This window comes from Arthrobacter sp. P1_D12 (assembly GCF_056406175.1).
The window spans coordinates 60,026-78,528 of record NZ_JBFUAR010000007.1; the positions used below are offsets into that span (position 1 = coordinate 60,026).

The 18,503-nt window shown below is 67.5% G+C and carries 15 protein-coding genes and 1 tRNA gene; 3 read left to right on the forward strand and 13 right to left on the reverse strand.

Translation table 11 applies throughout. The annotated features are described in order from the left end of the window. Positions 1 to 38: 38 nt before the first annotated feature. Positions 39 to 1,133: an ROK family glucokinase gene (locus tag AC1DZV_RS07205; protein WP_476951993.1), complete on the reverse strand. Its 1,095-nt coding sequence runs from the start codon at positions 1,131 to 1,133 to the stop codon at positions 39 to 41. Between the two features lie 223 nt (positions 1,134 to 1,356). Here AC1DZV_RS07205 and AC1DZV_RS07210 point away from each other — a divergent pair, with 223 nt between their 5' ends. After that, positions 1,357 to 3,180, forward strand: coding sequence for an AMP-dependent synthetase/ligase (locus tag AC1DZV_RS07210; protein WP_243179542.1), 1,824 nt, complete (start codon positions 1,357 to 1,359; stop codon positions 3,178 to 3,180). 128 nt (positions 3,181 to 3,308) lie between these two features. On the opposite strand, the gene AC1DZV_RS07215 is transcribed toward AC1DZV_RS07210, so the two are convergent. Further along, complete coding sequence (locus tag AC1DZV_RS07215; protein ID WP_476953336.1) at positions 3,309 to 6,704, reverse strand: pyruvate carboxylase; 3,396 nt, start codon at positions 6,702 to 6,704, stop codon at positions 3,309 to 3,311. 317 nt (positions 6,705 to 7,021) lie between these two features. Between AC1DZV_RS07215 and AC1DZV_RS07220 the strand changes: the two genes are divergently transcribed. Next, positions 7,022 to 7,903 (forward strand): ParA family protein, encoded by an 882-nt coding sequence (locus tag AC1DZV_RS07220; protein ID WP_476953337.1) that lies wholly within the window; start codon positions 7,022 to 7,024, stop codon positions 7,901 to 7,903. A gap of 118 nt (positions 7,904 to 8,021) precedes the next feature. On the opposite strand, the gene AC1DZV_RS07225 is transcribed toward AC1DZV_RS07220, so the two are convergent. The 5 genes from AC1DZV_RS07225 to gcvH form a co-directional block, all read right to left on the reverse strand. Then, positions 8,022 to 8,618, reverse strand: coding sequence for a MerR family transcriptional regulator (locus AC1DZV_RS07225; RefSeq protein ID WP_028275903.1), 597 nt, complete (start codon positions 8,616 to 8,618; stop codon positions 8,022 to 8,024). A 350-nt stretch (positions 8,619 to 8,968) separates the two neighbouring features. Continuing rightward, positions 8,969 to 9,472 (reverse strand): bifunctional nuclease family protein, encoded by a 504-nt coding sequence (locus tag AC1DZV_RS07230; protein WP_028275904.1) that lies wholly within the window; start codon positions 9,470 to 9,472, stop codon positions 8,969 to 8,971. After that, the gene (gene ftsR, locus AC1DZV_RS07235; RefSeq protein ID WP_028275905.1) at positions 9,472 to 10,194 is read right to left on the reverse strand and encodes a transcriptional regulator FtsR; all 723 of its coding nucleotides are present in this window, start codon (positions 10,192 to 10,194) and stop codon (positions 9,472 to 9,474) included. Before ftsR ends, AC1DZV_RS07230 begins: the two co-directional genes overlap by 1 nt. 17 nt (positions 10,195 to 10,211) lie before the next feature. Next, on the reverse strand, positions 10,212 to 10,688 hold the full coding sequence (locus tag AC1DZV_RS07240) for an FHA domain-containing protein (RefSeq protein ID WP_028275906.1): 477 nt from the start codon (positions 10,686 to 10,688) through the stop codon (positions 10,212 to 10,214). Positions 10,689 to 10,848: 160 nt separating this feature from the next. Continuing rightward, the gene (gene gcvH / locus AC1DZV_RS07245; RefSeq protein WP_079553886.1) at positions 10,849 to 11,235 is read right to left on the reverse strand and encodes a glycine cleavage system protein GcvH; all 387 of its coding nucleotides are present in this window, start codon (positions 11,233 to 11,235) and stop codon (positions 10,849 to 10,851) included. A gap of 195 nt (positions 11,236 to 11,430) precedes the next feature. Here gcvH and AC1DZV_RS07250 point away from each other — a divergent pair, with 195 nt between their 5' ends. Beyond that, the gene (locus AC1DZV_RS07250) at positions 11,431 to 12,300 is read left to right on the forward strand and encodes an Fpg/Nei family DNA glycosylase (protein WP_476951991.1); all 870 of its coding nucleotides are present in this window, start codon (positions 11,431 to 11,433) and stop codon (positions 12,298 to 12,300) included. A gap of 10 nt (positions 12,301 to 12,310) precedes the next feature. On the opposite strand, the gene AC1DZV_RS07255 is transcribed toward AC1DZV_RS07250, so the two are convergent. The 6 genes from AC1DZV_RS07255 to AC1DZV_RS07280 form a co-directional block, all read right to left on the reverse strand. Further along, positions 12,311 to 13,900 carry a hypothetical protein gene (locus tag AC1DZV_RS07255; protein WP_476953338.1) on the reverse strand — a complete coding sequence of 530 codons (1,590 nt, stop codon included), beginning with the start codon at positions 13,898 to 13,900 and terminating at the stop codon, positions 12,311 to 12,313. Between the two features lie 224 nt (positions 13,901 to 14,124). Beyond that, positions 14,125 to 14,201: transfer RNA gene (locus tag AC1DZV_RS07260), tRNA-Pro, on the reverse strand. Between the two features lie 148 nt (positions 14,202 to 14,349). Continuing rightward, a complete protein-coding gene (gene der, locus AC1DZV_RS07265; RefSeq protein WP_028275909.1) occupies positions 14,350 to 15,900 on the reverse strand; it encodes a ribosome biogenesis GTPase Der in 1,551 nt (516 codons plus the stop codon). Continuing rightward, entirely contained in the window at positions 15,897 to 16,577 is a 681-nt protein-coding gene (locus AC1DZV_RS07270) for a lysophospholipid acyltransferase family protein (protein WP_476952146.1), read from the reverse strand. The genes der and AC1DZV_RS07270 overlap by 4 nt, the downstream gene beginning before the upstream one ends. A 73-nt stretch (positions 16,578 to 16,650) precedes the next feature. Next, the gene (cmk, locus tag AC1DZV_RS07275) at positions 16,651 to 17,394 is read right to left on the reverse strand and encodes a (d)CMP kinase (RefSeq protein WP_028275911.1); all 744 of its coding nucleotides are present in this window, start codon (positions 17,392 to 17,394) and stop codon (positions 16,651 to 16,653) included. Next, complete coding sequence (locus tag AC1DZV_RS07280) at positions 17,394 to 18,503, reverse strand: prephenate dehydrogenase (protein WP_476952115.1); 1,110 nt, start codon at positions 18,501 to 18,503, stop codon at positions 17,394 to 17,396. Before AC1DZV_RS07280 ends, cmk begins: the two co-directional genes overlap by 1 nt.

Here is an 18,503-nt window from a genome sequence, read left to right on the forward strand (position 1 = left end):
ACCCGCGCACTGGTTGGTTCAGGGCGTAGGAAGGCACGCTACTGGGTGTGCATGCGGCTGCTGACCCGGGAGAGGTCTGCGGCGCCGATCAGCCCGGCGTTGGGTCCCAGGGCCGCCAGTTCGATCTCCGCCGCGGGGCGGAAGCCGCGGCCGGTGAGGTTCCGCGCGAAGGCCTTCCGGGCCGGCGCGACGAGCAGCTCGCCGGCGTCGCACAGTCCGCCGCCGATCACGAACTTGCCTGGGTCCAGTGCCGCTGCGAGGTTCGCCAGGCCAAGGCCCAGCCATTCCCCGACGTCTTCGAGGAGTTCGCGGGAGGTCTGGTCCCCGGCCTTGGCCAGCTCCGTCACGATCACGCCCGTAATGCGTCCCACGTCGCCGTCCACGGCCTTGAGCAGTTCCTGGGCAACCGGGGAATTCGCGGCGGCCAGTTCCCTGGCCTCGCGGCCGAGCGCATTGCCCGAGGCGTATTGTTCCCAGCAGCCGCGGTTGCCGCACTCGCAGCGGTGTCCGCCCGGCATGATGATCTGGTGGCCGAACTCCCCCGCCACACCGAAGCGGCCGCGTTCGAGCCGTCCGTCCATGACCATGGCCCCGCCGATTCCCGTTCCCAGGGTGATGCAGACCAGACGGTCCTGTCCCTGCCCGGCGCCGAAGCGCCATTCCGCCCAGGCGGCGGCGTCGGCGTCGTTGGTCAGCAGGACGGGGCGGCGCAGCAGCCGCTGCAGGTTCTCGCGCAGCGGTTCATTGCGCCAGGCCAGGTGCGGGCTGAAGAGGACAGTGCCGCCGTCGAGGTCCATCCAGCCGGCGGCGCCGATTCCGACCGACCAGATCCGGTGTCCGGCGCCCAGCTCTCCGACCAGTTCGACAATGACCTGTTCCACGGCGCGCGGGTCGTTGCCCGGGGTGGAGCGTTTGGCCTGGCTGAGGATCCTGCCCTCGGCGTCCACCACGCCGGCAGCAACCTTGGTTCCCCCGATGTCGACGCCGATCGCCAGGCCCTTGCGGCCCAGCCGCAGGTGTGAGCGGAGGTCGTGCCCGGCAGTGGCGGCCGCGGCGCCGGCCAGGGTCCTGCTTCGCCAGGCGGCGGTCCGACGGCGCAGGCCGGACTGCCGGCCGGGTGATGGTGTCTGCATGGTGCCCCATTCTATTCGCCGGGGCCGCAACGGCAGCGAAGGCCCGGCCGCATGACGCGGCAGCAGAGCGCCGCCCACGTGCCCGCAGCATCCCCGACTGGCGGAACGGCGGTCCCGACCGTAAAGTTACTGGCCAGTAGGTGTCGCAGAACACACCTTCGGGGGGCCGCATACTAGGCTTAGCGGTACCCCTTGCGGGCCTATGGATACCAAAGGAGCTGTCGTGCGAGAAATCATTGTCCCGCCCCTGGTGAATGTCGATCCGGACACCAATGTCACCGATCTAGTGGTGCGCCAGGCGGCCAAGGCCTCCAACCCTGCGCTGTTCTCGCGGCTCGACGCAGCCGGCCAGTGGCAGGACGTCCGCGCCACCGAATTCCTGGCCGACGTCTCGGCCCTCGCCAAGGGCCTCATGGCCAGCGGTGTGGCCGCCGGCGACCGGGTGGGCATCATGTCCCGCACCCGGTATGAATGGGCCCTGATCGACTTCGCCATCTGGTTCGCCGGCGCCGTCTCGGTCCCGATCTATGAAACCTCCTCCCCCTCTCAAGTGGCCTGGAACCTTGGCGACTCCGGCGCCGTGGCCGCATTTGGCGAATCGGCGCACCACGAGGACATCATCCGGCAGGCGGCCACCTCCGAGGGCCTCACCGCCCTGGGGCATGTCTGGCAACTCGAGGGCGACAGCCTGGACGAGGTCCGTGCGGCCGGAGCCGGCGTCAGCGATGCCGAGCTCGAAGCACGCCGCAGCCAGGCGTCCCTGAACGATGTTGCCACGATCATCTACACCTCGGGCACCACCGGCCGGCCCAAGGGCTGCGAGCTGACGCACGGCAACTTCGTGGAACTGTCCGAGAACGCGCTGGTCACGTCGCTGGGCACGATCGTCCACGAGCAGGCACGGACCATCATGTTCCTGCCCATGGCCCACGTCTTCGCACGCTTCATCTCTGTGCTGGCAGTCGCGGCCGGCGTCACGGTGGCGCACACCCCGGATATCAAGAACCTGCTGCCGGATCTGCAGAGCTACAAACCGACCTTTATCCTCGCCGTCCCGCGCGTTTTCGAGAAGGTCTACAACTCGGCCCTGACCAAGGCCGAGGACGGCGGCAAGGGCGCCATCTTCCACCGCGCCGCGGACACCGCCATCGAATTCTCCCGGGCCCGGCAGGCCGGCAAGGTCGGGCTCGTACTGAAGCTCAAGCACGCCGTGTTCGACAAGCTCGTGTACAGCAAGCTCCGGGCCGCAATGGGCGGGAACGTCTCCCATGCCGTTTCCGGCGGCGGCCCGCTCGGTGAACGGCTGGGCCACTTCTTCCAGGGCATCGGCATGCAGATCCTGGAAGGGTACGGGCTGACTGAAACCACGGCCCCGGTCACGGTCAACACCCCCGACCTGATCAAGATCGGCACCGTCGGCGCCCCGATTCCGGGCAACTCCGTCAGGATCGCGGACGACGGCGAGATCCTCGCCAAGGGCGTGTGCGTCATGCGCGGCTACTACAAGCGCGATGACCTGTCCGCCGCGACCTTCGACGACGACGGCTGGTTCCGCACGGGAGACATCGGCCAGCTGGACGAGGCTGGATTCCTGACCATCACCGGGCGCAAGAAGGAAATCATCGTCACGGCCGGCGGAAAGAACGTGGTCCCTGCCCTGCTGGAAGACCAGATCCGGGCGGACGCGCTCGTCTCGCAGGTGCTCGTGGTGGGCGACAACCGCCCGTTCATCGGCGCCCTTGTGACCCTGGACGAGGAAGCCCTCCCCGGCTGGCTGGGCCGCCACGGGCTCCCGGCCTCGACCCCTCTCGCCGAGGCTGCCGTCAACCCCGCCGTCAAGGCCGCGGTCCAGGAGCTCATCAACCACGCCAACCAGTCTGTGTCCCAGGCCGAGGCGATCAAGTCCTTCCGGATCGTGCCGGCCGACTTCACCGAGGCCTCCGGACATCTGACCCCCTCCATGAAGGTCAAGCGGGCCCAGGTGCTCAAGGACTTCGAGAACGTGATCGAGGAAATGTACAGCGCCAAGCGACCCACTCTCGCCTAGGCTGCAACCGCGACCGCCCCGCACCAGAGCAACGCGGGAGGCAGTGCTCGGCAGAAACACAAGGGTCCTTCCGGCGGAAGCCGGAAGGACCCTTCAGTGTTAATGGGGTGCGGGTTGCCGCGCTGCCGCTATTCGACGACGAGCAGCAGATCCCCGCCCTGGACCTGTTCGATCCCGGCGACGGCGAGCCGCGCGACGGTGCCGGCCACCGGCGTCGTGATGGACGCCTCCATCTTCATGGCCTCGATCGTGGCCACCGTGTCGCCGGCCTTGACGGTGTCCCCGGCCTTGACGGTGAGCGTGACGGCACCGGCGAACGGCGAGGCGACCTGGCCCGGCTGGGACGTGTCGGCGCGTTCGGCGGCCTTGACGTTGCTCACCACTGAACGGTCGCGGACCACCACCGGCCGGGACTGGCCGTTGAGCGTGCACATTACCGTGCGCATGCCCTTCTCGTCCGGCTCGGAGACGGCCTCGAGCGAGGCGATCAGCCGGACGCCCTTCTCGAGCTCGATCTCGTGCTCCGCGCCGCGCTGCAGCCCGAAGAGGTAGTCCCGCGTGTCCAGCACCGAAAGGTTGCCGTAGGACTCCACGCTCTTCTGGTAGTCCTTGGTGGGACCGGCGAAGAGCAGGCGGTTGAGCGTGCCCCGCCGGGTCTTGGAATCGCCGTTGAGCGCGGCGCTGTCCTCGGCGCTGATCTCGACGTCGCGGACCTTGACGGTGCGCCCCTGCAGCGCCTTGGTCCGGAAGGGCTCGGGCCAGCCGCCGGGCGGGTCACCGAGCTCGCCGGAGAGGAAGCCGATCACGGAATCCGGGACGTCGTACTTTTGCGGGTTCTCGTTGAAGTCTTCCGGGTCGGCGTTGAGGCCTACCAGGTGCAGGGCGAGGTCGCCCACCACCTTGGACGACGGGGTCACCTTGACCAGGCGGCCGAGGATCCGGTCCGCCGCGGTGTACATGTCCTCGATCGCCTCGAAACGCTCGCCCAGGCCCAGCGCCATTGCCTGCTGGCGCAGGTTGGAGAGCTGGCCGCCCGGAATTTCGTGCTGGTAGACCCGGCCTGTGGGGCCCGGCAGTCCGGACTCGAACGGCGCGTAGACCCGGCGGACGGCTTCCCAGTAAGGCTCGAGGGCGCAGACGTTCGCCAGGCTGAGGCCGGTGTCGCGCGGCGTGTGGGCCAGTGCGGCGACGAGGGCCGAGGCCGAGGGCTGGCTGGTGGTTCCGGCCAGGGAGGCAGAGGCCACGTCTACGGCGTCCACGCCGGCATCCACGGCCGCGAGGAGCGTGGCCAGCTGGCCGCCGGCGGTGTCGTGGGTGTGCAGGTGGACGGGGAGGTCGAACCGCTCCCGCAGCGCCGAGACCAGGCGCGCCGCGGCAGCCGGACGCAGCAGTCCGGCCATGTCCTTGATCGCCAGGATGTGCGCCCCGGCGTCGACGATTTTCTGCGCCAGTTCCAGGTAGTAATCCAGGGTGTAGAGCGTTTCCTCCGGGTCCAGCATGTCCGCGGTGTAGCAGAGGGCAACCTCGGCGACGGCGGTACCGGTCTCGCGGACGGCCCGGATGGCCGGAGCCATCTGGTTGACGTCGTTGAGGGCGTCGAAGATCCGGAAAATGTCGATGCCCGTGGCGGCGGCCTCGTTGACGAACGCCACCGTGACCTCTTCCGGGTAGGGCGTGTAGCCGACGGTGTTGCGGCCGCGGAGCAGCATCTGCAGGCACAGGTTCGGCATGGCCTTGCGCAGGGCGGCAAGCCGGTCCCAGGGATCTTCGCCGAGGAAGCGCAGGGCGACGTCGTAGGTCGCCCCGCCCCAGGCCTCGACCGAGAGCAGCTCGGGGAGCAGCTTGGATTCTGCGGGACCGGCCGCCACGAGGTCCCGGGTGCGCACCCGGGTGGCGAGCAGGGACTGGTGCGCGTCGCGGAACGTGGTGTCTGTGACGGCCACGGCGTCCTGCGCGCGCAGGGCACGGGCAAACCCTTCGGGGCCGAGTTCCTGGAGACGCTGGCGGGACCCCGGCCGGGCCGGGGCGTCATCCAAGGCCGGTAGCTTGTCCGCCGGGTCCGTGTGGACCTTGAGTTCGCCGTTGGGCTTGTTGACCGTGACGTCGGCAAGCCAGGTCAGCAACTTGGTGCCGCGGTCGGCCGAGACCCGTGCCTTCAGCAGCTGGGGCCGTTCGTCAATGAACGAGGTGGCCACATCCCCGGCGACGAAGTCGGGATCGTCCAGGACAGCCTGCAGGAAGGAGATGTTGGTGGACACGCCGCGGATGCGGAACTCGGCGAGGGCGCGGCGTGCCCGGGCGACGGCGGCCGGGTAGTTGCGTCCGCGGCAGGTCAGCTTGACCAGCATGGAGTCGAAGTGCGGGCTGATCTCCGCGCCCGAGTAGACGGTGCCGCCGTCGAGCCGGACGCCGGCACCGCCGGCCGAGCGGTAGCCGGTGATCTTGCCGACGTCGGGCCGGAAGCCGTTGGCCGGGTCCTCCGTGGTGATGCGGCACTGCAGGGCGGCACCCTTGAGCTGGACGCTCTCCTGGGACAGGCCCAGGTCCGCGAGGCTCTCACCGGCGGCGATGCGCAGCTGCGCCTGGACGAGGTCGACGTCGGTGACTTCCTCGGTCACCGTGTGCTCGACCTGGATCCGGGGGTTCATTTCGATGAACACGTGCTGGCCGGCCCGCTCACCCACCGTGTCGACAAGGAATTCGACGGTACCGGCGTTGACGTAGTTCAGCGCCTTCGCGAACTTCACGGCGTCGCGGTACAGCGCCTGCCGGATGCCTTCGTCGAGATTCGGGGCGGGGGCGATCTCGATGACCTTCTGGTGGCGGCGCTGGATGGAACAGTCACGCTCGAAGAGGTGCATCACGTTGCCCTCCGCGTCGGCCAGGATCTGGACCTCGATGTGGCGCGGGCGCAGGACGGCCTGCTCCAGGAACATGGTGGGGTCGCCGAACGCGGCGTCGGCTTCGCGCATGGCGGCCTGCAGAGCCTCCGGAAGCGCCTCGCGGGTGTCCACGCGGCGCATGCCGCGCCCGCCGCCGCCGGCGACGGCCTTGGCAAAAATGGGGAAGCCGATTTCATCCGCGGCGGCGATCAGTTCGTCCAGGTCCTTCGACGGCTGGCTGGACTTGAGGACCGGGACGCCGGCCTTGCGCGCGGCCTCGAGGGCGGCAACCTTATTACCGGCGAGTTCCAGAACCTCGGCCGGCGGCCCGACGAAGGTGATGCCGGCCTCCTTCGCGGCCCGCGCCAGGCGCGGGTTCTCGGAGAGGAAACCGTAACCGGGGTAAATGGCGTCCGCCCCGGACTCCTTGGCGACGCGCACCACCTCATCAACGTCCAGGTAGGCCCGGACCGGGTGTCCCTCCTCGCCGATCAGATACGCCTCATCGGCCTTCTGGCGGTGAATGGAGTTGCGGTCCTCATGGGGAAACACAGCGACAGTCTTGGCACCCAGCTCGTAGCTCGCGCGGAAGGCGCGAATCGCGATTTCGCCGCGGTTGGCCACCAGAATCTTAGAAAACATACTTCTCCTGCTTCATCGCGGGCGTATCGGTAAGTGCTCACAGTGTCTAGGACCTGTGCGGGCAAACACAAATCATTGTGGCGACCGTCACAGCATTATCCGTCACGGACGCCGCGATGGGCAGGGCCTTGGCCTTAGAGCTTTCCCCGTCCGTCCGATTGGCGAGGTTCTGGCGCCCCACGCCGGATGAAACGGGTTTCGCCGGAGCATCAACATATGATGAGTGGGTGGGTGGCGCATGCACGCCCCGGCTCCGAAGAACGCAGGAGCCGGCACGACCCCGTCTCGGCAACCGGCGTTAGGTATTGGTTTTTCAAGTGCAAGTAGTGAGCATCAGCAGCCTCAAAGGCGGTGTCGGCAAGACATCCGTGACCACCGGACTGGCGTCGGCGGCATTGGCCGCCGGCATCCCCACCCTCGTCGTCGACCTTGATCCGCATGCTGACGCCAGCACGGCCCTGGGCGTGAGTCCGGACGATCAGCTCGATATCGGCAGGATGCTGAGGTCGCCGCGGCGGGCACATCTGGCGGACAACGTGGTCCCCAGCGGCTGGGTGGAACACGCCCGGATCAACGGCCGCGGCAACGCCAACGGCAGTGCGAACGGCAGGATACAGTCCGGCGCGGCAACATCCGTCCTGGACGTGGCCGTCGGCTCCGCCTATACCGGCATCTACGACCGCCCCGACCTGGGCCGCCGCGACCTTCGCCGGCTTTCCACGGTCCTGGCCGGCGCCACGAACTACGCACTCGTCCTGGTCGACTGCCCCCCGTCACTGAACGGCCTGACCCGGATGGCGTGGTCCGCAAGCGACAAGGTGACCCTGGTGGCCGAGCCCGGGCTTTTCTCGGTGGCCGGCACAGAACGCACCATGCGCGCCATCCAGCTGTTCCGGCAGGAATTCGCCCCCAAGCTGTCCCCCGCCGGCATCGTGGCCAACAGGGTGCGCAGCAGTTCGGCCGAGCACACGTTCCGGCTCTCGGAGATGGAATCCATGTTCGGCCAGCTGCTGTTGAGCCCGCATATCCCGGAGCAGGCCAACTGGCAACAGATCCAAGGCGCGGCCCACTCCATCCACCACTGGCCCGGCGACTCGGCCAAGAATGCGGCCGGGCTCTTCGATGCCCTGCTGCAGAACCTGTTGAACCAGGGCAGCGTGGCCCCGGCCGGCGCTGTCCGCGACCGCAGCCTTCGGTAGCCCCGGACTGCCGTACACAGCCCAACAAAATGAGGCCGCCTTCCCTGTCCGGGAGGCGGCCTCAGTCGTTTCTGTGCTCAGTCGTGTCAGTACGCAGTCATGCCTGCAGCTGTGGGAGCTAGCCGATCTTGCGGGCCGCTCGGCGTTTGCTCAGCTCGTCGTCGGGAAAGGACTGGTCCGCGGCGTGTTCGCTGGGAAGGGCTGCGAGGCTTCCCTCAACTTCGCGCCATACGCGGCCGACGGCGATGCCGAACACCCCCTGGCCGCCCTGGACGAGATCGATGACTTCATCTGCCGACGTGCACTCGTAGACACTGGCGCCGTCGCTCATGAGCGTGATTTGGGCGAGGTCCTCGACGCCGCGCTCCCGCAGGTGTTCCACGGCGGTGCGGATCTGTTGCAGGGAGACGCCCGTGTCCAGGAGCCGTTTGACCACCTTGAGAACCAGAATGTCGCGGAAGCCGTAGAGCCGCTGCGAGCCGGAGCCGGCCGCGCCGCGGACGGCGGGCTCAACGAGTCCGGTGCGCGCCCAATAATCGAGTTGGCGGTAGGTAATGCCGGCCGCCTTGCAGGCGGTGGGTCCGCGGTAGCCCGCGTCCTCGTCCAGAACGGGGAGATCCTCGGTGAACAGCAGGCCTTGGGCACCGCTGGCGGGCACAGCAACGCCGGCCGTTGAGGCCTGCTTCAGCTCGCCTGCTTCGCCTTTCGGACTCACGTGGACCCTCCTTGTCGTGGGTTCCCATGGGATTGTTGCATCGGCAGCAATAGATGTGAACAGCTGCATGACACCGGATGAATACTTCATCCGTGTAATTCAGCCGGGCTGCACCTTCCAGTGTGACTTGCGCGGCTACCGTATGCAATGGGAACTTGTACCTCCGACGTTAGGCCTGCCAAGGCCCAAGGTCAAAGACGTTGGGGCTATTCCAAGGGCGTGTCGAAAGTTTCATCCTCGGCTTTAACGTTTGGTGCCGCCACAGCTGTCACGCACGTATCAGAAACACCAGCAGTCACAGGCACGCCCGCAATCGGGCAGGTTCCCTGGCGCCGGTTGCCTCGGCCGGCTCAGCCGCCGAAGTCTTCGGGTTCGACGTCGTCGAGGAACTCGCGGAAGCGCCGCAGTTCGCCTTCCTCGTCCACGGCGGGTCCGGGGTGCGTGTCCTCGCCCTCGTCGTGTTCGGTGATCCGGACGCCGGCCTCGTCCATGACGGCGTCGGCGCACCAGATCCGGCACTTGGCGCGCAGGGCAACGGCCAACCCATCGGAGGCCCGGGAGCTCACGGTGGTGCCGTTCTCGAACTGCAGCTGCCCGTAGAAGATGTTGTCCTCCACCGCCACGATGTTGACGCTGACGATGGTGTGGCCCAGGGCCTCGACAACGTCCACCAGGAGGTCGTGGGTCATCGGCCGGGGCGGGATGACCCCCTGCTGGGCCAGGGCGATGGCGCTGGCCTCCGGGGTCCCGATCCAGATGGGCACGTGGCGCTCACCATGGATTTCCTTGAGCAGGACAAGCGGCTGGTTGGACGGCAACTCGATCCGCACGCCGACAATCTCCACCTCAATCATCAGATGTCCATCCTTGAGATGCGGTCGTGGACCAGCGCCTGGTGCAAGGACAGGCAGAGGTCGCTGATTTCCCGGGCCGCCTCGGCGGCGCGGGCGTGGGAGGCTGCGTCCTTGCGGGAGGTCAGGGTGGCCACAGCACGCTCCACGAGCCCGAATTCGCGGTCGGCAGCGGCCTGGAAGGGCCGCAGGTGGCGGGGTTCCAGGCCATGGCTCTCCAGCTGGACGCAGGCCCGCGCGACCTGCAGCGCGTGTTCGTCGAATTTGCCGTTGACGTGCCCGATCAGGCCGTAGCTCAGGAGCGATTCCAGCAACGGGACGCTCGCCCCGGATTCCGCGCGCAGCTGCTCCTCGCTGAGCCTGCGTGCCCGGCTGTGCAGCTCGGAGGCGAGCTCCTCGGAGACAATCCGCGGGGACAACGTGACGCCTGCCGGCAGGTTCTCCGGCCGTTCGCCCCGGTCGATCGCATCAAGGTAGTCCTTGATGACCTTCAGCGGCAGGTACTGGTCACGCTGGAGTGAGAGGACGAAGCGCAGCCGTTCGACGTCGTTCTCGGAGTACTGACGGTAGCCGGCAGGTGTCCGCTGCGGGTTGATGAGTCCCTTTTCTTCAAGGAACCGGATTTTTGACGCAGTCATGCTGGGGAAGTCGTCGCTCAGTTGAGCCAGGACTTCCCCGATGTTCAGAACCTGGGGTCCGCGCCGATCCGCATGTGCCGTGGCCACAGGCAACTACCCCGGAATCAGACGTTGCCTGCTGCGCGGGCAGGGCTGAGGTAGAAGGTGAGGCGGAATTTGCCGATCTGGACCTCGTTGCCGGACTTCAGTTCCACCGAGTCCACGCGGTCGTGGTTGACGTAGGTGCCGTTCAGGCTCCCGGTGTCCACAACCTCAAAGCTGCGCGCGGTGCGGCGGAATTCAACGTGCCTGCGCGAGACAGTGACGTCGTCGAGGAAGATGTCGGCGTCCGGGTGGCGGCCCGCCGTGGTGACGTCGGAGTCCAGCAGGAACCGTGCACCGGCGTTGGGGCCGCTGTGCGCCACGAGCAGGGCCGATCCGAAGGGAAGGGCCTCAACCGCTGCCCGTTCCTCAGTCGAAAGCTTCGGCGTGAAATTGGGTTCGTCGCGCACCGGAGTGAGGTTGATCGACGTGGTCTCCGAAGCCTTCACTCCACCCGTGCCGTAACCGTCACCGGTGTCGTTCCGTTCGTGCCCAAACATTGAGTCCTCCTCATTCGTTGCAGGTGTCCCCCCTGCAAACAACGCATGCCGTCCGGAAAAGCCGTGCAGTCCCGGTAATGAGGCCCTTCGGCGGGGCGCGGCTTTGTTTTGTTATCCCAACAACACTCGCCGGCGGCCCCGGCCCGAATGACCTCTGTCTTTAGCCTACCTGCTGTTCATACTCGGATGCACTGAGCAAGGACTCGACCGCGTCGGCTTCTGCGAGCTTGATTTCGATCAGCCAGCCTTCACCGTACGGATCGGAGTTGATAAGGGCGGAATCGGTGTCCAGCGACTCGTTCCTGGCGACCACCTCGCCCGTCACCGGGGCGTAAATGTCGCTGACGCTCTTGGTGGATTCGACCTCTCCGACGACGTCGTTGGCCTTGATGGTGGTCCCGACCTCGGGCATCTGGGCGTAGACGACATCCCCGAGGGCGTCCTGGGCAAAATCAGTGATGCCGACGCGCACAACCCCGTCGGCGTTGGGGGCCGAAACCCATTCGTGTTCTGCGGTGTAGGACAGGTCTTCGGGAATGATGCTCATGACGGGCCTTTCATCGGGTCAATCACCTGGCGGCGGCAGTCGTTTGTTCTAGCCGCCGCTGAAAGTATAGGCATATCGGGCAGGGGCCGGGGAGGGATCTGCGAAGATGGTGCCATGGCAGAACTTGCTCCGCTGAAGGGCGGGAATGTGAACAACCGGGGCGCCGGGACCGTCCGGACACGCCAGGGTTAGGCCATGCCTGAGCTCCCTGAAGTTGCGGCCCTGACGGACTTTCTGGACGAGCACCTGCGCGGAGCAATGGTGCGGAAAATCCAGCCGGTCTCCTTCGCCGTGCTCAAGACGGCAGACCCTCCCTACTCCGATCTCCAGGGCAAGGCCGTCAGCGGCGTGAAAAGGTTCGGCAAGTTTGTCAGCGTGGAAGCGGACGGGCTGCATTTTGTCTTCCACCTCGCCCGGGCCGGCTGGGTCCGCTTCACGGACTCCCCTACCGACGCCCAGCTGAAAATGGGCAAGGGCCATATCGCGCTGCGGCTGACGTTCTCGGGCGATTCCGGCCCGGTGGGCATGGACCTGACCGAGGCGGGCACGAAAAAGAGCCTGGCGGTCTATGTGGTCCGGGATCCGCACGACGTGCCCGGCATCGCGGCGCTCGGACCGGATCCGTTCAGTCCGGACTTCGACGTCGATGCACTGGCCGGGATTCTCGGCTCCAGTTCCCAGCAGATCAAGGGCGTCCTCAGGAGCCAGGGCATCATCGCCGGGATTGGGAATGCGTACAGTGACGAGATCCTGCACGCCGCGAGGACTTCGCCGTTCGCGATCGCCAAGTCGCTGGACCGGACGGACGTGCAGCGCCTCTACGACGCCATCCACACCATTCTGGGAACGGCGGTGGCGGAGGCCAAGGGCAAGCCGCCCAACGAGCTCAAGGACACCAAGCGGAGCCACATGCGGGTCCATGGCCGGACCGGCGAACCGTGCCCGGTATGCGGGGACACGGTCCGGGAGGTTTCCTTTGCCGATTCCGCCCTGCAGTACTGCCCGACGTGCCAGACCAAAGGAAAGATTCTGGCCGACCGCCGGACGTCCCGCTTCCTGAAATAGCGGGCGCGAGTCAGCCGTCGGCCCGGGTTCCCCGCCTCCGGACAACTGCGGAACGGATCGGGCGGGCAACCCAGACCAGGGCGCCGGCCAACAAGGCTCCGCCGATTGTGAGGACGAACGGCAGCGGGCCCATGGATCCCGCGGTCGAAGCCTGCGATTCTGGCGTAGCGACCGGTTGGGATGGCGCTGCGCTCGGTCCGGGAGCCGCCATGGTGGCCGGAACAGCGGCTGTCGACGGTGCAGCGGTCGGCCCGGCGTCGGGAGTCATCGGTGCATCCACCGGCATCGCCACCTCGACCCGGGACTTGACGGCGGGATAAGGCCCGGCCGCCCCGGGGGTCAAGTCGAACTGAACGCCGGTCATCGGGGCTTGGACCGAGGCCTGCGATTCGAGGTTTCCCTTGGTGGCCGTCGCTGTAGCCGTTGCAGGCGCCGACGGGGTCGGAGACACGGCGGCCGTAGCCGTTGCAGGCGCCGACGGGGTCGGAGACACGGTGGCCGTAGCCGTCGCAGGCGCCGACGGGCTCGGAGACACGGTGGCCGTAGCCGTCGCAGGCGCCGACGGGCTCGGAGACACGGTGGCCGTAGCCGTCGCAGGCGCCGACGGGCTCGGAGACACGGTGGCCGTGGSGACCGGCGCCGCACTAAAGGTGCCAGGTTGCACCACCGCTGTGGGGGCCGATCTCCGGACAACGTAGGAGTAACCAAGCCTGATCCCGGTGACCCTGACAGTCAGCGTCTTGCCAGCGTCCGACCCCGTCACAACATAGCTGGATCCGTAGGCCCGACCGGCACCGGACCACGCGTACTTCAGGACCAMCGGGGACGGGCCCCACATGCCGGGGTTCACGGYCAGGGTCGACCCGACCCTGGGGGTGCCGGTGATCGTGGGCGTGGACCTGACCAGCGCTCCCTTGATGACCGCCGCCGTCGGAAGGGACGTCCTCGAGTCAGGGGCGTGACCGGTCCGGGACGCGGTCACCTGGACCGTGAAGGTCGCGTACAGGTCGGAGGCGACCGGAACATAGGCCGCACCCGTGGCCCCGACGACCGCCACACCGGAACGGTACCACTGATAGCCCAACGCGGCCGGGGCAGCCCCGCCGCTCCCCGGGACCGCCGTCAGCGTAGACCCGACACTCGCCGTCCCGGTAATGACGGGGACCTCCCAGCCCGCAGCCACCGGCGCAGTGGCTGCCGAGGTCCTGGCCACAGTGGTGTAGCCGGTCCGGAACCCAGTGACCCGGACCGTGAGGGTACCGGCGACGTCCCTGGCGACGGGAACGTAAGTGGATGCGGTCGCCCCGAGGATGGCCACGCCCGAACGGTACCACTGGTAGTCCAACCTGACCCCGACAGGATCGGAACTGCCCTCATCGACAGGACCCCAGACACCCGGATCCGCCGTCAGCTTGGACCCCACCTCGGCGGCCCCCGTCACCGTGGGGACGGGTGAACCCTCGAGTTGAGCCGCTGCGAATGTGGTCTCGAGGAGATGAACGATGCGTTCCCCGGGCGGTTCGTACCCTTGCGCCGGCAGCGCCCCCGCCAGGAGCGAAGTAAGAGTTAGGGACAGAGCCGCAGTCAGGGCAATGGGCACAGCAAAGGTAAAGCCTTTCAAAGTTCCCCCAAATTTAGCGCAACCAAGCTTGCCGAAGTCTAGCTGCAATTCAGGGCTGACCTCGCACGACAGGTACCGGCTGGCCTCCAGCGGGAACTTTTTTGGTTTCCCCAACCGGCTAGGCGCGAAGTCCGTGCAGACGCAGGCAAAACAAAAACCGCCCCACCTCCAGGAAGATTCCCAGTGATGGAGCGGTTGTCTGTTGGTCGGGCTGACAGGATTTGAACCTGCGACCCCTTGACCCCCAGTCAAGTGCGCTACCAAGCTGCGCTACAGCCCGCTGGTTCCACCGTTCTCCGCCCGGAAGTCTTCCCGGATTCGCTCCAGGTTTTCTTCCAAGCAGTCCGGCCGAACCACCTCCAAAAGCTTACACGATCCGGGAGGGTGCCTGTGACAATTTCAGGCTGTGACGGCAAGGTGTGTCGGAATTAACGTTTCTTGCCACGCTTTTCGCGCACGCGCATGTTGACCTCGATCGGCGTGCCCTCGAAGCCGAAGGTCTCCCGGAGGCGTCGGGTGATGAAGCGGCGGTATCCCGGATCCAGGAATCCGGTGGTGAAGAGGACGAACTTCGGCGGCCGGCTCGAGGCCTGGGTGCCGAACAGGATACGGGGCTGCTTGCCGCCGCGGACCGGGTGCGGGTGCGCTGCGACAAGTTCGCCCAGGAACGCGTTGAGGCGTCCGGTGGGGATGCGCTTGTCCCAGCTTTCCAGGGCGGTGTCCAGGGCCGGGACGAGCCGGTCTTTGTGCCAGCCGGTCTTGGCCGAGATGTTCACGCGCGGTGCCCAGGCCACGTGTGCCAGGTCCTGCTCGATTTCGCGTTCCAGGTAGCGGCGGCGCTCGTCGTCGAGGAGGTCCCATTTGTTGAAGGCCAGCACCAGGGCGCGGCCGGATTCAACGGCGAGCTGCAGGATGCGGACGTCCTGCTCGCTGAGCACTTCGTCCACGGCCAGGAGCACGACGGCGACCTCGGCCTTTTCGAGCGCGCTCTGCGTGCGCAGGGAGGCGTAGAAGTCCGCGCCCTGGGCCATGTGCTGGCGGCGCCGGATGCCGGCGGTGTCCACGAAGCGCCACGTGCGTCCGCCGAGTTCGATGAATTCATCGACCGGGTCGCGGGTGGTGCCGGCGGTGTTGTCCACCACCACGCGCTCGGAACCGGCGAGCTTGTTCAGCAGCGATGACTTGCCGACGTTCGGGCGGCCGATCAGGGCGATGCGGCGGGGGCCGCCAGAGCGCTCGAGGCCTTCAATCAGGGAGTACTCCGGGAGGGTGTCCATGACGTGGTCCAGGAGGTCCGCCACGCCGCGGCCGTGCAGGGCCGAGACGGGGTACGGTTCGCCGAAGCCCAGGCCCCAGAGGGTGGCCGAGTCGGCTTCCTGGGCGAAGTCGTCCACCTTGTTGGCCACCATGATGACCGGCTTCTTCGACTTGCGCAGCATCTTCATGACGCCTTCGTCGGTCGCGGTCGCGCCCACGGCGGAATCGACGACGAACAGGACGGCGTCGGCAAGTTCCACGGCCATCTCGGCCTGCTCCGCCACACGGGCGTGGATGCCGCGGGCATCGTGCTCCCACCCGCCGGTGTCCACGACGGTGAAGTTGCGGCCGTTCCAGTTTGCCGAGTACATGACACGGTCGCGGGTGACGCCGGGGGTGTCCTCGACCACTGCCTCGCGGCGGCCCAGGATCCTGTTGACCAGGGTGGATTTGCCCACGTTGGGCCGTCCGATGATGGCCAGGACCGGGTCCAGCTTGACCGGGCCGTCAAAGTCCTCATCGTCGAAGTGGCCGCTCAGCAGGGCCGCGTCGTCTTCGTCGAGCTCGTAGTCGTCCAGCCCGGCACGCAGCGAGGCCGCGCGGAGTTCCGCTTCGTCATCGTCCAGGGCGGCAAGGTTTTCAGCCACCTGGTCGGTGCCGGTGGGCGTGTATTCGTCTTCGCCGGCGCCAAAATTGCCGGAGGTTTGAGTCGTATCGCTCATTGCACTTTCCTTAGGTGGTGATCTGCCGGCGTCCCGGCTACTGCAACATGTCGTTCATGCGGGGATTCCGCGTGGGGCAGGGGCTGCCCGGTCCTTAGTACTGAGTCCTGGACATGGCGCGCTAATGCGGCCCGGATTTCGGTTCCCGCCCTGTCCATTGAAACACGCCCGCTCTCGCCGGGCCTGCGGCTGACGTTGATGGCCCCGCCGAAGCTGACGTGCAGGCGCCGGCGCGGTGCGGGCACCGTGTCCAGGTGTTCGCCGCCGATTCTTGTGCCCAGGATGGCCACGGGAACCACCGTGGCGCGGGAGTTAAGCGCCAGCCAGGCGACGCCGTTGTTGATCGCGGCGGCCTCACCGCTCCCCCGCGTGCCTTCGGGAAGAATCCCGACGCACCGTCCGGCGTCGAGCAGGCTTCGGGCCGTGGCCAGCGCCGCACGGCCACCGCGGCGGTCGACGGGCACCTGGCCCGCCGCCGCCAGGACGCGGCCGAGGAACCCGGTGAACATCTCCTGCTTTACGAGGATGTGCATGGGCCGGGGCGAGGCGCCGAACATGACGGGCCCGTCCAGGAAGCTGATGTGGTTTCCCGCGAAAATCACGGGACCGGCCGCCGGGACGTTGGAGCGTCCGCTGACCGAGGTGCGGTAGACGAGGTGGTCCAGGAGCCAGCCCACGGGCCGGCTCCACGCCGTCGTCCACTGGCCGGGCAGGGAGGCGGGCGCTGTCCCCGGCAGTCCGGCGCGCCCCTCAGTCACCGTGGACGGCCCGGAGCGGAACAGGAGAATGGTTGACCACGGTGTCCACGATGTCGAGGGCGGCCTGGACCGTCTCGTCAAAGTCCAGGTCGGAGGAGTCCAGGGTCACGACGCCGTCGGCGGCCGTGGTGAAGTTCACCACGGTGGAGTCCTTGGCATCGCGGTGCGTGACCTGGGCTGCCAGCTGCTCGGCATTCTGGCTGCCGCCCAACTGGATGCCGCGGCGGCGCAGCCGGGCTTCCTCGCTGGCGGTCAGCAACATCCGCACCTCGGCATGGGGCGCGACGACGGTGGTGATGTCCCGGCCTTCGACCACCATGCGGCGGTGGTGCTTTTCGATCAGCTCGCGCTGCCGGCGGATCAGTTCAGTCCGCGCGCCCAGCGTGGTGGCGACGGCGCTGACTGCCGCGGAAATGGCGGGTTCACGGATGGCGAGAGTGACATCGTGCCCGCCGACGCGGACGTACTCTTCCTGCGGGCTCGTGCTGATTTCCAGCGGCAGGGTCTCTGCGGCGGTCTCGACGGCGGCCCCGTCGTCCAGGTCTGTGCCGCTCTGCAGGCAGAACCATGTCAGGGCGCGGTACATCGCGCCGGTGTCGAGGTAGGCCAGTTTCAGCCGGCGGGCCACCTCTTTGCTCACGCTGGATTTGCCGGAGCCGGAGGGGCCGTCGATGGCAACCACAAGGCTTTTTCCGGGGCGGACTACGTCCACTGTCTCAATGAGTTCCTGGGTCATTACTGGAGTACCCGCCATCCACGGTCGTTGAGGGCTGCTATCAAAAGGTCGTGCTTGTTGGGCAGGACGGAAATTTCCACCATGCCCACATTCTGCCCCGAAGAGTGGTCGAGGCGGAGGTCTTCGACGTTGACGCCGATCTCGCCAATCTCGGTCAGCAGCTTGGCGATCTGTCCGGGTGTGTCATCCACCAGCACCGTCAGCCACGAGTATGCCTGCGGGGGCCCGCCGTGCTTGCCCGGGATCCGGGACTGGCCGGCATTGCCTTCGCTGATCAGCTGGGCAAGGTCCAGCCGGGCGCCGGGAGCGGCCGGTGCCTCCAGGGTGCCGATCAGCCGGTTGAGGTCCTCGCGGACTCCGTGCAGGATTTCCACCACTTTTTCCGCGTTCGCGCCCAGGATCTGGACCCAGAGCGTGGGATCGCTTGCGGCGATCCGGGTGACATCCCGCAGCCCGTTGCCGGCCAGGGACAGGGCGTGCAGGGGTGTGCCCTGCAGGCGGCTGGCCACGAGCGAGGACATCACCTGCGGCAGGTGTGAGACGAGCGCCACGGCTGCGTCGTGTTCGTCGGCAGCGAATTCGGACACGACGGCGCCGAGATCGCCGGCCAGCGCACGCGCCACCCGCAGGGACTCAGGCAGTGTCTCTTCCGCCGGGCACACGACCCACGGCATGGAGGTGAACAGCTCGCCGCGGGCGGCGACCGGGCCCGATTTCTCGCGCCCGGCCATGGGGTGGGTCCCCACGTAGCGGCCCAGGTCCGCGCCGCGGCTGCGGAGATCGGCCAGGATCTGTGCCTTCACGCTCGCGATGTCCACCACGACGGCGTGCGGGTAATCCTGGAGCGCTGTGGCAACGACGTCCGCCGTGACATCCGGCGGCGCGGCCACGACGACGAGCTCCGGCGCCTCCCCCTCGAGGCGTGCCAGTGGCAGGCCGGCGCCGATGTCGACGGCGACGGCCTGGTTGGTCGGCGAGGGATCCGAGAGGAACACGGGGACGCCCCGCCCCCGCAGCCCCAGCCCGATGCTGGTGCCCAGAAGCCCGGAGCCCAGGACGAGCACCGGGCCGTTCAGGTGGCCGCGGCCGTGCGTGCGGAAGGCGGACAT